The sequence below is a fragment of the Blastopirellula marina genome (assembly GCF_002967715.1).
Classification (GTDB): domain Bacteria; phylum Planctomycetota; class Planctomycetia; order Pirellulales; family Pirellulaceae; genus Bremerella; species Bremerella marina_B.
Map to the genome: position 1 here is coordinate 199794 of NZ_PUIA01000026.1, position 15802 is coordinate 215595.

General features: G+C 54.6%; 12 protein-coding genes. 10 read left to right on the plus strand and 2 right to left on the minus strand.

Features of this window, described 5'->3' with window-relative positions; all coding sequences use genetic code 11:
* The first annotated feature begins 143 nt into the window (after positions 1-143).
* The 10 genes from C5Y96_RS09080 to C5Y96_RS09125 all read left to right on the plus strand — a co-directional run bounded on the left by C5Y96_RS09080 (position 144) and on the right by C5Y96_RS09125 (position 11806).
* Positions 144-1190 carry an ROK family protein gene (locus tag C5Y96_RS09080; RefSeq protein WP_105352261.1) on the plus strand — a complete coding sequence of 349 codons (1047 nt, stop codon included), beginning with the start codon at positions 144-146 and terminating at the stop codon, positions 1188-1190.
* A gap of 91 nt (positions 1191-1281) precedes the next feature.
* On the plus strand, positions 1282-3096 hold the full coding sequence (gene lepA, locus C5Y96_RS09085) for a translation elongation factor 4 (protein ID WP_105352263.1): 1815 nt from the start codon (positions 1282-1284) through the stop codon (positions 3094-3096).
* 108 nt (positions 3097-3204) lie between these two features.
* On the plus strand, positions 3205-4461 hold the full coding sequence (locus tag C5Y96_RS09090; protein WP_146115584.1) for a S26 family signal peptidase: 1257 nt from the start codon (positions 3205-3207) through the stop codon (positions 4459-4461).
* A gap of 160 nt (positions 4462-4621) precedes the next feature.
* Positions 4622-6373 (plus strand): signal peptidase I, encoded by a 1752-nt coding sequence (gene lepB, locus C5Y96_RS09095; RefSeq protein ID WP_199188661.1) that lies wholly within the window; start codon positions 4622-4624, stop codon positions 6371-6373.
* Positions 6374-6392: 19 nt separating this feature from the next.
* Positions 6393-7163, plus strand: coding sequence for an LPS export ABC transporter ATP-binding protein (gene lptB / locus C5Y96_RS09100; RefSeq protein WP_105352269.1), 771 nt, complete (start codon positions 6393-6395; stop codon positions 7161-7163).
* 26 nt (positions 7164-7189) lie between these two features.
* Positions 7190-8215 carry a class I SAM-dependent methyltransferase gene (locus tag C5Y96_RS09105; RefSeq protein WP_105352278.1) on the plus strand — a complete coding sequence of 342 codons (1026 nt, stop codon included), beginning with the start codon at positions 7190-7192 and terminating at the stop codon, positions 8213-8215.
* A gap of 108 nt (positions 8216-8323) precedes the next feature.
* Positions 8324-8800 carry a hypothetical protein gene (locus tag C5Y96_RS27050; protein ID WP_146115585.1) on the plus strand — a complete coding sequence of 159 codons (477 nt, stop codon included), beginning with the start codon at positions 8324-8326 and terminating at the stop codon, positions 8798-8800.
* Between the two features lie 228 nt (positions 8801-9028).
* Positions 9029-9424 (plus strand): BlaI/MecI/CopY family transcriptional regulator, encoded by a 396-nt coding sequence (locus C5Y96_RS09115; protein WP_105352282.1) that lies wholly within the window; start codon positions 9029-9031, stop codon positions 9422-9424.
* Between the two features lie 29 nt (positions 9425-9453).
* Positions 9454-10953, plus strand: coding sequence for a M56 family metallopeptidase (locus C5Y96_RS09120; RefSeq protein WP_158261152.1), 1500 nt, complete (start codon positions 9454-9456; stop codon positions 10951-10953).
* 58 nt (positions 10954-11011) lie between these two features.
* Positions 11012-11806 carry a class I SAM-dependent methyltransferase gene (locus C5Y96_RS09125; protein ID WP_105352287.1) on the plus strand — a complete coding sequence of 265 codons (795 nt, stop codon included), beginning with the start codon at positions 11012-11014 and terminating at the stop codon, positions 11804-11806.
* A gap of 9 nt (positions 11807-11815) precedes the next feature.
* On the opposite strand, the gene C5Y96_RS09130 is transcribed toward C5Y96_RS09125, so the two are convergent.
* Both C5Y96_RS09130 and C5Y96_RS09135 read right to left on the minus strand, forming a co-directional pair.
* Positions 11816-13669 carry a mechanosensitive ion channel family protein gene (locus C5Y96_RS09130; RefSeq protein ID WP_105352290.1) on the minus strand — a complete coding sequence of 618 codons (1854 nt, stop codon included), beginning with the start codon at positions 13667-13669 and terminating at the stop codon, positions 11816-11818.
* 489 nt (positions 13670-14158) lie between these two features.
* Positions 14159-15709 carry a diguanylate cyclase gene (locus C5Y96_RS09135; RefSeq protein ID WP_105352292.1) on the minus strand — a complete coding sequence of 517 codons (1551 nt, stop codon included), beginning with the start codon at positions 15707-15709 and terminating at the stop codon, positions 14159-14161.
* Positions 15710-15802: the final 93 nt, after the last annotated feature.

The following is a 15802-nucleotide window of genomic DNA, read 5'->3' on the forward strand; positions in this document are numbered from 1 at the left end:
CCGACCTGTTGAACCAGAATCACCTTAGGTGCTTATTAAGGGAAACAATGGAGCGGATTGCGACTGTAAGCTTGCTTTCATATGATTAAGGACGCGCCCCCTACGGTCTTTCGTTCGTCCACCGTTACAGAAAAGCCAATTCCATGACGTCAGTACCACACATTGATCCTGGCAAAGAGACACTGCCACTTTTTTGCGGCGTGGATGTGGGCGGCACCAATATCAAAATTGGGCTCGTGGACGACCACGGCAACACGGTCGAGTACAAGAAGATCCCGACCAACGAAACCGAAGGGCCCCAGCGCTACATGGAACGCACCACCGAAGTCATCCGAGAGATGATGAACGCGATCGGGCGGCCCATGGATAACATCGCCTCGATCGGCTTGGCCACGCCGGGCACGATGGATATTGAGGGGGGCATGCTCCTCGAGCCCCACAATCTTCCGAACTCGTACAACTTTCCCATTCGTGATTGCCTGTCGCAGCTTACGGGCCGACCGGTCGTTTATGCAAACGATGCCAATGCGGCCGCATTCGGTGAATATTGGCTCGGTTCCGGTAAGGAATTCCGCAGCATCATCATGTTGACCTTGGGAACTGGTGTTGGCGGCGGGATCATCGTGGACGACCTGCTGATCGACGGCGAACATAGCCACGGCGGAGAACTGGGGCACATCATCATCGATTTCAGCGAGAATGCCCGCACGATTCCCACCGGACAGCGAGGTCATCTCGAGGCATACGCCAGCGGAACGGCCATAATAAAACGCACCCAGGAAGCCCTGGCGATGGACCTGAAGAAGGAGAGCTCGCTCCATGCCCGGATCGACGGAGGCGAGAAGCTTTCTCCCCTGATGGTGGCCCAAGAAGCAGAAAAATCTGACAGTCTTTCCTTACACATCGTGATGGAAACGGCTCGATACTTGGGAATTGGGATCGTTTCCCTGATGCACACGATCGATCCCGGGGCCGTAATTCTGGGCGGTGCCATTAATTTTGGGGGGCACGAAACCGAATTGGGGCGGAAATTCCTCGATCGGGTCCGCCAGGAGGTCAAGGCCCGGGCATTTCCGGTTCCCGCCAAGTACACCGTGGTCGATTTCGCCCGACTAGGTGGTGATGCTGGCTATTTGGGCGCTGCTGGCAAGGCCCGCGTTGTCGCCCACCGCGATTCCCTGACAACCTAGTCCTAATGTATAATGGGGCGTTTACCCGAAGCATTCGGACATTCGCCGGGTTCATACGAGAACCACCTACCCCCAGGGCATCTTCATCACGATGGCAATCATCGACCAGAAGTACATTCGGAATTTCTGCATCATCGCACACATCGACCACGGCAAAAGCACGTTGGCCGATCGCCTGTTGGAGAAAACGGCAACCGTCAGCTCTCGGGAAATGAAAGAGCAACTCCTCGACGATATGGAAGTTGAGCGAGAACGCGGCATTACGATCAAAGCCCGTGCCGTGGTGATGAAGTACAAGTACCAGGGAAAAGATTACGAGATCAACCTGATCGATACCCCTGGCCACGTCGACTTCCAATACGAAGTGGGGCGTTCGCTTACCTGCTGCGAAGGTGCCGTGCTGCTGGTAGACGCTTTCCAAGGGGTGGAAGCTCAGACCGTCGCTAATGCTTTCATGGCGATGGAACACGATCTGGAAGTCGTTCCTTGTCTCAGCAAGATCGACCTCAACCATGCCCGCCCTGAGGAAGTGGCCGAGGAAATCGAACATACCCTGGCTCTCGATGCAACCGATATCTGCGGGATCAGCGGCAAGACAGGGCAGGGGGTCGACGCGCTGCTGGCCCGCATCATCGAACGCATTCCAGCCCCCAGTGGCGATCGCCAGGCGACGCTGCAAGCGATGGTCTTTGACTCGCACTACGACAAGTTCCGCGGCGCGATCACCTATGTTCGCGTGATGAATGGCTCGATCAAAAAGGGGGATCGAATTCGTTTCGTCAAAGGGGAAACGAATCACGACGTACTCGAAGTCGGCCAGTTCACGCCTCGCCCGGTTGCTCGCGATGAGCTCGCTGCCGGCCAGGTAGGCTACGTCATCTGCAACATCAAGTCACTCGAACTGGTCAACATCGGTGATACGATCACTGTTCAAGGAGACAAAGGTGCCAAGGCGTTGCCAGGCTACCAGGAGCCGAAGCGGATGGTCTTCTGCGGACTGTACCCTTCCGACGGCCAGGATTTCGAACAACTGCGAGACGCGCTCAAGGGCCTTCGCATCAACGACCCCAGTTTTACCTTCGAGCCCGAAACGAGCGACGCTTTAGGCTTCGGGTTCCGCTGTGGCTTCCTTGGACTGTTGCACATGGAAATCGTGCAGCAGCGTTTGGAACAGGAAGCCGACATCGACCTGGTGCAGACCGCACCGAACGTGACTTACCAGATCATTAATCGCAACGGCGAAACGATCGACATCCACAAACCACAGGATGTGCCGGACGCTGGCGAGATCGAAACGTTCCTGCAACCGATTGTCCGTGTGAGCCTGATCCAGCCGTCCGACTACATCGGTGCGGTGATGCAACTGTGCAACGAACGTCGTGGGATCCACGTTCGCACCGAGTACCTGTCGCCCACTCGCTCAATGCTAGTGTACGACATTCCGCTGGCGGAAGTGATCTACGACTTGCACGACAAGCTGAAGAGTGCAACACGCGGCTACGGTACCATGGACTACGAAATCCGCGGCTACGAGGAAGCGGACCTGGTTCGTATGGATATCCTGGTCAACGGCAAGCGAGTGGATGCCCTCAGCATCATCTGCGACCGTGCCGACTCTGATCGTCGCGGACGAGCGGTCGTCAAAAAGCTGAAAGCCGAGATCGACCGGCACATGTTCGAAGTGGCTGTCCAGGCTGCCATCGGCAACCGCGTGATCGCTCGCGAAACGGTGAAGGCCCTCCGCAAGAACGTGACCGCTAAGTGCTACGGCGGTGACATTTCTCGTAAGCGAAAGCTGTGGCAGAAACAGAAGGAAGGTAAGAAGCGGATGAAGTCGATCGGCTCGGTCGATATTCCGCAAAAAGCGTTCATGGCGGTTCTGGAAACTGGCGAAGATCGCTCATAATTTCTCTCACTACCCCACCGGCGCAATTAACATAGAAGTATCGCTCGGCATGCCCCACCCGCCGAGCGTTTGCGTCCGTTTCGTTTCATTTTGAAGCTGGGGTCGCCAATGCGATTTGGCCCACTCTTGATTCTGCTGATCTTCACGGCATGCGTGGCCGGCTTCGCGGTGGCCACGGCAACGCCGGAACCCGTTTATCGCGTTGCCAGCGGATCGATGGCACCGGCATTACTTGGTCCGCACTATCCGCTGACGTGTGAACAGTGCCAGTTTTCGACAGCACTCGATGCGACCGGTCTTCCGGAACGTGTGACGTGTCCGAACTGTGGCTTTCAAGAGAATCCCGTCGACGCATCGAAGCTGCGTCCAGGGCATGCGTTGGTGTGGGAAGCAGTCGAACCAGATCAGCTCAAACGCTGGGACATCGTCCTGCTGGAGAATCCTGAATCCAAAACGTGGCAGGTAAAGCGAGTCGCCTTTCTGCCTGGCGAAACGCCTGAGATCCGCCAAGGAGAGTTAGTTCAAAGGGAACAACTCATTCGAAAGTCGCCCCAGCAACGAGAAGCACTGAAGTTGCTGGTCTTCGATCAATCGCATGAGTCGCCAGATAGCCCTCGATTTCGTAGCGCCCGAGTAAATGGCAGCGGTTGGCATATACACCGCGGATCGATTGGCTTCGCACCCATCGGCGACGCCGAAGCTAATAACAACGACTGGTTAATTTACGATCATCAACGCTGCCTGCCACCACCGAGCCCCGTCAACCATGCTGCCTCGCCGCTGGACAGCTATGGCTACAACCACGGTGTCTCCCGCGAACTTTTCCCCGTTTCGGATCTTTGGATTGAGTTCACTTGTCACCATTGGCAAGCCGATGGGCTTACGGTGCGTCTCCAGGGAGAGGACAAATCTTCTACGATTGAAGTCGATCTGCGGCAGGGAATCGTGCGAGGCAGCACCCCAGAACAAACCATCGAGTTGCCACTTTCCATCGATAGCCTGATAGGCACAACGGTCAGGGCAGGGGAGTGTGACGGAGAACTCTTTCTGGAACTGCAGCGAGATCGTCGACATTGGTATTTCCCGCTGGGAACCTCCAGCACGCCACTGGGGAGCCAGCCCTTCGCGCTGAAGATTGGGGAGGGACAAGCGATCCTCCGCCATGTGAAGATCTATCGCGACATTGTCTGGCTAGGTCGCCAGCGTCGTCCAACCCCGTGGTCTTTTGATCGGGAGCTGTCTCCGCATGAGATCTTCGTTCTCGGAGATAACGTACCAATCTCGGATGACTCGCGTTTTGAACTAGGGCTGATCGACGTCCGTAAGAAACTACGCGGCAAGGTCTTACGGGTGCTAGCAGAATAGACCAGGATCCCTGGTTCGGTTCCACGACCAGCGCTGCGTTGAATCTCCGGATTGGGTATAGTGGATAGTCCAGGCGTCCCTAACGGTCATCCGCCTATCGCGTGATGTCCCACTACTTTCGAGGACGGCTTGCCGATTTTCAGCGAGATGTAGCGGATATATGGCCAAGAAGAAACGCAATCAATCGATTTCAGGCTCGCACACGACAAACGATTCGAAATCCTCCGATCATTCGGGTGACACCGATCACTTTGCCGTCACGCGCGAGTTCATCGAATCGCTCGTAGTTGCTGTGATTCTTGCCCTGTTGTTTCGCGCGTTCGAAGCAGAAGCGTTTGTCATTCCAACCGGGTCGATGGCCACCACGCTGTTGGGGCGGCACAAAGATGTTGTCGACGAGTATTCCGGCTACGAGTACACCGTGGGTGCCAGCGGTGAAATGGACCGTACGACGAATCGACAATTTCAAAACGTCGTCGAAGCAATCGATCCCCTTTACCATCGCCTGACGGAAATTGGGGACAACCCATCGTACAGTGGCGATCGAATTCTGGTGAGCAAGTTCGCTTACGACTTTGCGGCACCGGCACGCTGGGACGTGATTGTTTTCAAGTATCCGATCGAACCGCAAACCAATTACATCAAGCGTCTGATCGGCCTTCCCGGCGAGACGGTACGGATCTTTCACGGCGATATCTACATCCAGAAGCCAGGCGAAACCGGGTTTAGCATCGCCCGGAAACCTCCTGCCAAGCAGCTAACACTGAATCGCCTGGTGTACGACACCAATTACCCTTGCCCCATTTTGGAGAAGGCCGGTTTCCCGGATCGGCTTGAGGCTCACCCAGCCGAAACGCGTGCGGACTGGGTCAAAGAAGAGAATGGTGCCTGGACTTGCCAACCAAGTGGTAAGCCGACGTGGCTGCGTTATCGACATGTGCTGGCCGACAACGGACGGACATTCAGCTATTGGGCCCTGGCCGAGCACAACGATCCGATCGATACCGAGAAAGCTCGCCAGGAGTGCAGCCAACTGATTACCGACTTCAGCGCCTATAACACCGATACGGTGACGCGTTATCGCAATCACCGCACCTCGTCCGGCCTGCACTGGGTTGGCGACTTAATGCTGGAATGCACCGCTACGGTCAAGTCGCAGCAGGGGATTCTCTCGCTTGACTTGGTGGAAGGGGGAACCCATTTCCGCTGCGATATTGACGTCGCTACCGGCAAGGCCACCATCGATACCAACAAGCCTTCGGTCACCTTTGATCACGAGGGAGCCATCGAGGCCGACACCTCCGTTCGCGGGCCTGGTACCTATTCGCTGCGTTTCGCCAACACCGACGACGAACTTCGTTTGTGGGTGAACGATAGCCTGGTGAAATTCAATGCCCTGGCCACCTACAGACCAAATCAACCGGTTTCTCCAAAGTGGAGCCCCGAAGATCCCGGCGACTTGCTGCCGGTTGGCATCGGAACCGATTCGGTTCAGATGACGCTAGACCGCGTGCGCGTGCTGCGTGATGTCTATTACATCGCCGACGGCCGGCAGTACCGTCACGGTCGCGAAGCCAGCACGCTGATGGATTACGAAGTCGCTGGACACCCAGGCTGGAACGCTCCGCCCGATGATCAAATCATGGAGACGTTGACCAATCCCGAAACCTGGGCCAAGACCGACATCTTCAACAAGCGTCGCGAAGCAATCTTCACCTTGGAAGAAGGCCAGTATTTTCCCTTGGGTGACAACAGCGCCGAAAGCCAGGACGGCCGACTATTTCCGGTTGGGCAACAGTTTGTACCAGAGCACATGCTCATTGGCAAAGCACTGTTTGTCTATTGGCCGCATTCCAAGAATACGCCAGTTCCGTTTTTCCCCAACTTCAGCAGGATGAAGTTCATTCAATAACGGTAGGACCTAACGATTCATGGACGAATCAACGATTCTCTCCGCTCAAAATCTCGTGAAAACCTATGGCCGACGACGTGTCGTCGATGGCGTGAGCTACGAAGTCAAACGTGGCGAGATCGTCGGCCTGTTGGGTTCCAACGGTGCCGGGAAAACGACCAGCTTTCGCATGACCTGCGGCATGGTTACTCCCAACGAAGGTCGCGTGGAACTCGGCGGCAAGGATGTCACGCTATGGCCAATGTTCAAACGCTGCCGTGACGGCGGCATGGGTTACCTGGCCCAAGACAGCAGCGTGTTCCAAAAGCTGACCGTCGAGCAGAACCTGCTAGGCGTGATGGAACTGCTGCGAATCGACTCGTATCACCGCAAAATGCGCTGCGAGGAACTGCTGGAACGATTCGACATCACTCACATTCGCAAATCGAAAGCCAAGAGCCTTTCCGGTGGTGAACGCCGTCGCCTGGAAATTGCCCGCTGCCTGGTCTCTGATCCCGAGATCATCATGCTCGACGAACCTTTCACCGGTATCGACCCGGTAACGGTCGACAGCATTCAGCTGGTGATTCGCGAACTCCGCGACAGCGGCATCTCCATCCTGATTACCGACCACCAGGCAGAAAAGACACTGGAAATCGTCGACCGCTGCTACGTCGTTCACCGCGGCAATATCCTTTGCCACGGCAAGCCTGATGAGGTGGTACGACACCCCGAAGCTGTGAAGTATTACTTTGGCAACTTGTCGCGTAATAACTTTGGCGACCGCGGAGATTTGGATGCTGCGGCCTAGTCGCTACCGATAATCAGGAACGGTCCATGACACACCGAGTGTTTCACGCTTGGGATGGTTTGAACGGCGAGATCGGAAAGCAGATCGACGCCCAGGCTCCCTGTCCGATTTCTGGCCAGCACGCCGCCATCGTGCTTTGCGATCGCGACCGATACGGCTATCCATTGCGTACGGTCATATCCCAGACAACGGGGCTGGTCTATGCCGATCCGCGTGCCGATAACGACGCGATCGATGACTTTTATCGCAGCACCTATCGTCGCTTCTACAAGTCGGCATCTAAGCCCAAATGGAAACATACGGCTCGCAACGCTTTTATCGCCGGCCAGCGGGTCGAGATGATCAAGACGCTTGCAGCTAGGGGAGCGGCCGTTCTTGATATTGGAACCGGTTCCGGGGAGTTGTTGTACGTCGGCCGAAGAAATGGCTTCGACATGCAGGGAATCGAAGTCGATCAGGCATATGCCCAATTCGGCCGTAAATGTTACGGCGTAAAGATCATCAACGAATCGCTACGAAGTGCCTTCTTGCCGGAACAGCACTTCGACGTCGTCACGATATTTCACGTCCTGGAACATTTGCCGGACCCCAAGCAGGCACTCAGCAAGATCGCTGCGACGCTGAAACCAGGCGGGTACGTTCTCATTGAGGTCCCCAACATCGAATCACTCGATACCCGTTTCCGTCAGAAATGGCATCCCGGGCACCTGTTCCACTTTAACTGCTGTACCCTTCCAGCCTTGGCAAGTATCTGTGGCCTGGAAACGCTCTCCGTGCATACCTGCCCACGCAGAAACGTGGTTGGTGCGACGCTGACCAAGCCCCATACTCCGATCGAGACGGACTGGAAGACGCTGGTGGCCGACAACTTCAAGAACACCTGGCAGTTGCTCCAAGGCCAAGCTAAGCAGAACTGGTATGCAAACTGGTACGAGCGTCTGGGACGAGCACGGCAGAAGCTGAAACGCAACCTATGCGAATGGACCATTTCGCTTTCTGAGGGAAATCGACGCAAACTCGTCGACAAGGTAACCAGGAACCGAGCCGCTTAATCGGCTTTCGTTTGCTCGCTCGACACGCGGTCGATATCATCAATCGTTGCGGCTGCAACCAGGTATCATTCTGCCTGGCCGCGCATCTGACCTCGTGGTGGCTATGAAATGCCTACAGCCCAGAATATCCCGAATCCCTACAGCAGCCCGGCGACTGAACCGTCTCCGCGAACGTTACCCCGGTCTCAAGCCGCCCATGGGCTGGGTATTGCCTCGACGGTGATTATTACGTGCGGTGCGTTTTATCTTGTCGTCGTCGTAGTAACTATCCCGATATCTATATTGATGTATCGTGAAGTTACGGCAGAAAGTGAAGCGTTCGCGCAACCATCGTTTTATCTCGATAGTGCGCTAAAAGCGCTGACCTATGAGGTTGCCTTTGCTGTCATTGGCAGCTTGCAGGTTTTTGCCGGGCGGTCGATACGCAAGCGAAAAAACTACTGGGTGAGTGTGATTGGCTGCATCGTTGGCTTATTGCCGCTCCCACTTGTCATCCTATCGTTCTTTCCATCCGCCTGGGCTCTGTGGAACTTGTCGCGATCTGGTATTCGCAATCAATTCCAAAGGCCAATCGATCGGAACTAGCTAGGGATAAACCCAGTTGCACCGTATCTTTTTCACCCCTGCAGATGGGTTCGTTGGAACTTAAACCTATGCAAGTGTGTCAAAGATTCTGGTATGTTTTATGACATCGTTTCGGGGGCGAAACTTTCTACTACTAGCTATGGTTCCAAACCAACTCCTGCCAATTAGTCATGAAAGCATTTCGATTGAATTCACGCGACTCTGATTCAAAGTAGATACCTAAATAAAATGGCAAGGCCTAAGCAGGAAACCCCTACGTCCGGTGAACTTGAAGTCCTCAAAGTCCTTTGGAAACGAGGCCCCAGCACCGTACGTGAAGTTCTGGAAGAACTGAACACCCAAGAACGGACGCGTGCCTACACGTCTGTGATGAGCCTGATGAACGTCATGGCAGACAAAGACCTGTTGGATCGCGAACCTCTCGGACGAGCATTTCAATACTCGGCCCGACGCCCCCAAGAGAAAACCCTGGGCGGTATCGTAAGCGATATTCTCGGCCGCGTCTTCGAGGGCTCGGCCCCTTCCTTAGTTGCCCATTTGCTGGAAGAATCGAAACCCAATGCGGTAGAATTGGAGCAGATTCGTAAGGCGTTGGAAGAGTACGAGGAGGAGAATCACGTTTAATGTGGAGCGTGCTGCAGAGCCCCTTAGGGATGAAACTGACCTTTGTCTTGCTGCACTTTGTTTGGCAAGCGACGGTTCTTTACTGTGTCTGGCGGCTGATTAGCACGCTCACTCCATTCCGCTCGCCGCAAACTCGATACTGCGGTGCCTTGGTCACATTGCTCCTGATCCTTCTTTGTCCGGCCATTACCTTTGGACTGCTCGACGTCCGCGATATGCCAACCATCTCGCGGATGGAATTTCTTACGGAAGAAGTTTCCGTACCAGAGATTGCCCTACAACCGACAAGAGAAACTGAAGCGATTGTCGCGGCAGAGGAAGTAAACGCTACTCAAGATCTGCTTCTCGAAGCACGTGAAGACGCGGGCGACTCGCTTTCGAGCGTGGCCTTTCTCATGGTACAAATCCAACCCTACCTCATGCTGATCTGGACTGCCGGCGTAATCGTCCTGGGCTTTCGGCTTTGCGTCAGCTACTTGGGCACGGTTTGGCTTCGACGCGCTGGCCTGATTTCCGTCGATTCGGATCTTCTCGTGCGTTATGCCGATTTGGCTTCTCGCTTGAACGTGTTGCAACTGCCGCCGATGGCATTCTCGCGTCGCATCAGTCAGGCAATGACTGTTGGTCTGCTTCGTCCGATGGTGCTTCTGCCGGCGGCATGGATGACCGAGATTTCGCCGGAGATCCTGGAAGCAGTCCTATCGCATGAATTGGCGCATATTCGCCGTCAAGACTTATGGATTAACTTCCTCCAACGTGTCGCAGAGACCATCTTTTTCTACCATCCCGTGGTTTGGTGGATCTCGACAGAAATTCGACGTGAACGCGAAGTCTGCTGCGATGAAATGGCGATTGAAGCACTGGGGCATCGTCTCAATTATGCCAAATCACTAGAGCAGGTCGCTTCCTGGCAACTCGATCACTCTAGTGGAATGCTGGCCGCGCACTACCTAGGAGACGGTCAAAGACAGTTGCTTGGTCGGGTACGTCAAATCCTTGGAATCTCCACTCCTCAAGCAGGAGAGCGGTCGTGGCCAGCCGGTCTTGTCTTGATGGTCATTCCCCTGTTGCTGTGGGCTATCTCGGCAATCTTGTTGCCAGAATCGGCTTCGCAAGCCAATGCCGAAGACATCGAAGCCGCTGCCAGTAAAGCCGTAGATAGTGAGGGACTTTCAGCGACGCTACCACCACGCCACCTTCCGCCACTTCATCCCCGTCACCCACATCAGCATCTTGATCATCCTCCGGGACGTCGTCATCCGCTGCAGCATCGCCATCCTTTGGAATGCCTTCTTGACGACATCGAGCGCGACCTGCCTGTTGACGACGATGCCCAACCTGACAACAAACAAATCCCGGAAGATCAATCGGTCATCGAAGTGCTGCACGAGCTTCGAGAGGAAGTTCGCCAGTTGCGTCTGCAAGTGAAAAAACTGAAAAACCATCGCGATCGTCAGCCACCGCCGCATCATCACCCCCCGCACGGTCGCCCAGGTCATCCACACTCGGAAGACGACATCGACTGGTGAGTTTTGTTTCTAAAATAGCCAGTCGCACCCATCGTCTCTAGACAGTCACCTGCATTTCATGAGTTCATCCTCTTCCAAGCCTTCCTGGCAACTTCCCACCGGTGTTACAAGAGGCTCGCTAGACTACATCGAGTCGGCAGCGATCGCTGATGGCTACGATGAAGACATAGCCTTCGGCAGCGACTTTCAATTTGACGAACAGGTTGTGGCCGACTTTATTCCAGCAATAGGTCTTGTGGCGGACCTGGGCTGCGGTACCGCTCGAGCACTGATTCCACTCGTGCGTCGCGGCAACCAAGGCCTTGCCGTCGACCTTTCCGAGGAAATGCTGCGTATCGTTGCCGAAAAGGCTCAACAGGAAGGCCTCGATATCCAGTGCCTTCAAGCTAACCTTGTCGAACTCGAAGCGATTGCAGACCAATCGATCGACCACGCCATTTGCATGTTCAGCACGCTGGGGATGATCAAAGGAGCAGCGTACCGAAAGCAGTTCCTCGACCACGTGCATCGCATCCTCAAGCCGGGCGGAAAGTTCGTCGTGCACGTCCATAATTTCTGGTTCAATTTCTTCGAACCAGACGGGGCGATCTGGCTCGCGACTCACTTAGTCCGAGCGAAGTTTACCCGAGGAATGGAGCGTGGCGACAAGTACTATCGTTATCGCGGAATCCCGAATTTTTTCCTGCATGTATTTAGTCGCAGCGAGTTTTCCAATGCACTTAAGTCGAGCAACTTCAACGTGTCTCGACTGGTCCCGCTAAGAATGGATCGCCAGGCCGAGCTTTCTCATCCTTGGTTTTTCGGCAAATGGCGGGCCAGCGGCTGGATTGCTTTATGCGAGAAGCCGTCGTAGCGACAACGATCATTTTTTCCGGCGGCGGGAATCAATGTCTTCGTACTGATGCGGGCCTGGGAAATCGACCAATCCACGGCGTTCGTTAGGCATTGGCAAGGGACCGGCAATCTCTGCGGCAGCTCGACGCCCTGCTTCTTCAGGCAACTCTTCGGCTCCGGTAAATGCCTGAGGTTCTTCCTTGTAGAGATGAATCGTCTGCGTGGGAAACGCGAACTGTACGCCCAACCTTTTCGCCAGGCGAACGATATCGACGAACAAGCGATGGCGTTCACGCAGTTCGATGCTCCAGTCGTTGCAGTCGAAGTAGAGGTTCACCAGAATGTCAAGCGAACTGGTGGCAAACTGATTGAGATAAACCTGGTAGTAGTCTTTTCGCGTGTAAGGCTGCCGTCGGATTAACTCTCGGATCCCTTCGCAAAACGCGTCGATCTGTTCTGGTGTGGTATCGTACTGCACCGACACCATCGTCTTCACGCGGCGGAACGTTCGCCGCCCCATGTTATCGACCTTGGCCGTGATTAATAAGCTGTTGGGTAACGTTACCAAACTATTGTCGAACGTGCGAATTTTAGTACTTCGCATCCCCATTGTTTCGACCGTGCCTTCCACCCCCTCGGTGATGATCCAGTCGCCAATCTCAAAGGGGCGATCGACCATAACCGTCAACGAGCCAAAGACGTTGCTCAGCGTTTCCTTGGCCGCCAAGGCGATGGCGATACCGCCGATGCCTAACGAGCCCAACAGACCAACAATCGGCAGCGAAAACGATTCCGCAAAGATCAAAATGCCAATACAGACAGTAAATGTCTTGAGCGTTTTGCTGACCGCAGGCAGAAGAAGATCGTCGTACTTTTTTCCTCGCTTCGCCGCGGCATGAATCAAGTGCACTATAACCAGATCGATGATTCGAAAGATGAACCATGTGCCTGCGACGATGCCGAATAGCTGCACGCCGTAGATAATGATCGCTCGGAACAAGTCAGGCAATCGAAAGAGCCACAGACCGTAATACCAGGTCAGCGCCATGGCCGTTAGACCGATCGGGGTCCAGGCCTTTTCAAAGGCTTCACGCAGGTCCTCATCTTGTGCCGTCTTGGCAAATCGTACGCGGCGAATAAAGCGTAAGATCCACTGTACGACAACATCCACCAGGTAACCCGCAACGATAAGGGCCAGCAAACATATCCATTGATACGTGGGAAGAACGAAATGCTCTTCCCGATAGAATGGCGGAACCTGGGATTCCAGCCAGAGAGCGAAAGTTGGCTTTGGCTTAGGAACACTACTTCCGCTGCCTTCGTTTCGTTTTTCTTCCGCTTCAATGTCCGGCGTGTATTTCTTTGCCAGGTCACCAATCGCCGCGACCGTTTTCGCGCTGAAGCTCCAGAGCCCTTGAGGCCCTTTCGTCAGCGTCATTTTATCGGCATCGTCTCGCTGATCTGGATGAACTCGTCCGTCTCCATCACCAAAAACGGCTACCTCCAACTGCTCGGCCTCGGTCTGCGTGGGAACCAACGCAGGATCGATGCTCCATAAGGTCGAAAGCAACTGATACAATTCGTAAGCCAGGTCCTGCTTGGACTGCTTGGGGATTCCTGTTCGTTCGCTGAAATCCATGCATGCCAGAGCCGTGTCGTAGTCGCCATTCTGCATCGCCTCGAGAAACGTACGAACGGCTACCTGGGGATTTCCCTGCTTCAGAAGCAACTTGGGATCGATCGCTGGTGGCTCAGGCGGTTTGTCCGTTGTCCCCGCTTCTGGGGTAACGCCTGGAATAGCCTGCGCATAGACTGGTGCTGCCAATGCAAGCTGACAGAGCAGAATGCCGCCGAGCGCGAAGCGAAATAAATTGCTGACCATGGTTGAAGGGGGATCGAACGGTTGACGTTAGTGCGAGATCGCGATCCATTGCTAACGTTCACTCACCGCAAATCAGTGCGGGAAGTCATCCAGAGACCAACGATGCTATTCGTTTGGTTCGAAATAAAAAAGGCCCCCGGAAAGCTCGGATCCCAGGGGGGCAAAGGATTCCGTTCTTCTCCGGGAGCGATTGGTCGGTTCAGGGAATCGACATCCTGTCGAAACGAGCCGATTCTTTCGGTTGCATTATCGAAGAGTTATCAAGCCAGCCTGCTCGACATCCGTGTCAAACATCCAGCTCACGATCCGCGAAAAACCCGTAAAATGGCTCTTCTTATGCAGGAAACATCTCTTGGATACGCAAGTCCGGATGACAGCCTCATTGCTCCGCAGCGAGGGCATGTCGTCCGTGTGAGGCGGTAAATTATTGGTTTTCAGAAAACGGATCAACCCCGCTTTCTTGAAAAGAATTCGACGGAAAGAAAGATTTTATCCGCTTGCTATCACGACTTCTGGCGTGATACGTAGCGGCGACTCCCAATCCATTTCATGACGCAGTAAGTAAACGGCATTCCCATTCTTGCTTTGAGCATATCCGAGAGCCGACTCGCTTCGCGAAAGCATGTGTTCAGCTTCATCTCCTTCCAACGCGTGAGAGACGCCGCACGAAATCGAAATGCGAATCACATCGGTTGGCGTTTTCAGGTTCAAACGCGAGATCGCGTCACGAGTTCGCTCGGCAACGATCGCCGCCTCCTGACCATCTGCCGCCGGCAGCAGCGCTCCGAACTGGTTGTCTGCCAATTGACAGACATGATCCATGTCCCGCAGTATCGCTCCGAAGACCTGCATCACCGCGTGCTGAATCGCGATGAAGTCGGGGTGATCTTCTACCGGCTTGTTATCAATCTGGTCAATGCTCGCGACAATCAGCGAGAGTGGTTGCCTCTTACGATGAAAGAGCGCCAGTCGTCGATTCACATCACGATTGAAAGCTTCGCGTCTTGCAATCGCGCTACTTCGTTCATCTACCTCGGCTACAGGATCCGCATTTCGCCGCACGATCGCATGGCTGGCTTGTCCATCGTGCCAACAACCACGGTTACGTCCCTCTCGCTTGGCTGCGTATAAGGCCCGGTCGGCGCGTCCCAGCCATTCAGCGGCCTCGCTATCGCGATCGATTTCAGCGACACCAAGACTTGCCGTGACAGTCAGTTCTTTCTGTTCGAAATCGACAATCAAGCGTTCGATATTTCGATTGAGACGCTGCGCGGCAACCTTGGCATCGAACATTTCTGTGCCAGGCAAGAGCACGGCAAACTCTTCACCACCATATCGCATGACGATTCCACCGATACCTCGCACCGTCTGGCGAATCTCTTCGCCAACTTTCTTTAAGCAGAGGTCGCCTGCTTGATGTCCATGACGGTCGTTGAAGTCTTTGAAGTGATCGATATCGACCATGATTAGAGACGAGGCACGCCGCGCATTCCGTTTTTCCTCAAACAGGCGTTCAATCTCTTCGTCGAAGACACGACGATTGGGAAGGCCCGTCAATGCATCGGTGCGAGCTTCCACGCGGTGCGACCGCAGTAACTGCGATTGTTCCTGGAGACGTGCCTCGGCCAGATTTAGTCGCGAATCGAGATGTCGATTGGCATCGATCAAACGCAAGATAATGCGAGACGCCGCTTCAGGATCGGAAACGTTTGCCGACGCAAGCAGATCGTGGTTGAGCTGTTCGACCGATTGGGAGTGTTCGTGGACTTCCGTACGTACACCATCGGCCAAACTGCGAACACGGTCAACCACTTCGCTGATCGCTTCCGCTACCGCCACTTGATCTTGCTGCGGATCAACCTCGTGTTGCAAGGAACTATCCGCTGAATTGTCCTCTGTAGTCGCGGAAATGCCGTCGGACGCCGTCTCTAAATTCTTATCTTCCTGCTTCGCCGGATATCGCAGCCATTGAGACGCGATGAATCCGATTCCGAAGAACGTCACGCAAAGAAGTAAGTGGATCAATGTAAACTCTGACATCTCTGACTACACGAATATCGAGACAGATGTAACGATCGTAGGGAATGCGCATGGCAATCCAGTGCGATCGCAGAGGTCTTCAAGTGCGCAGTC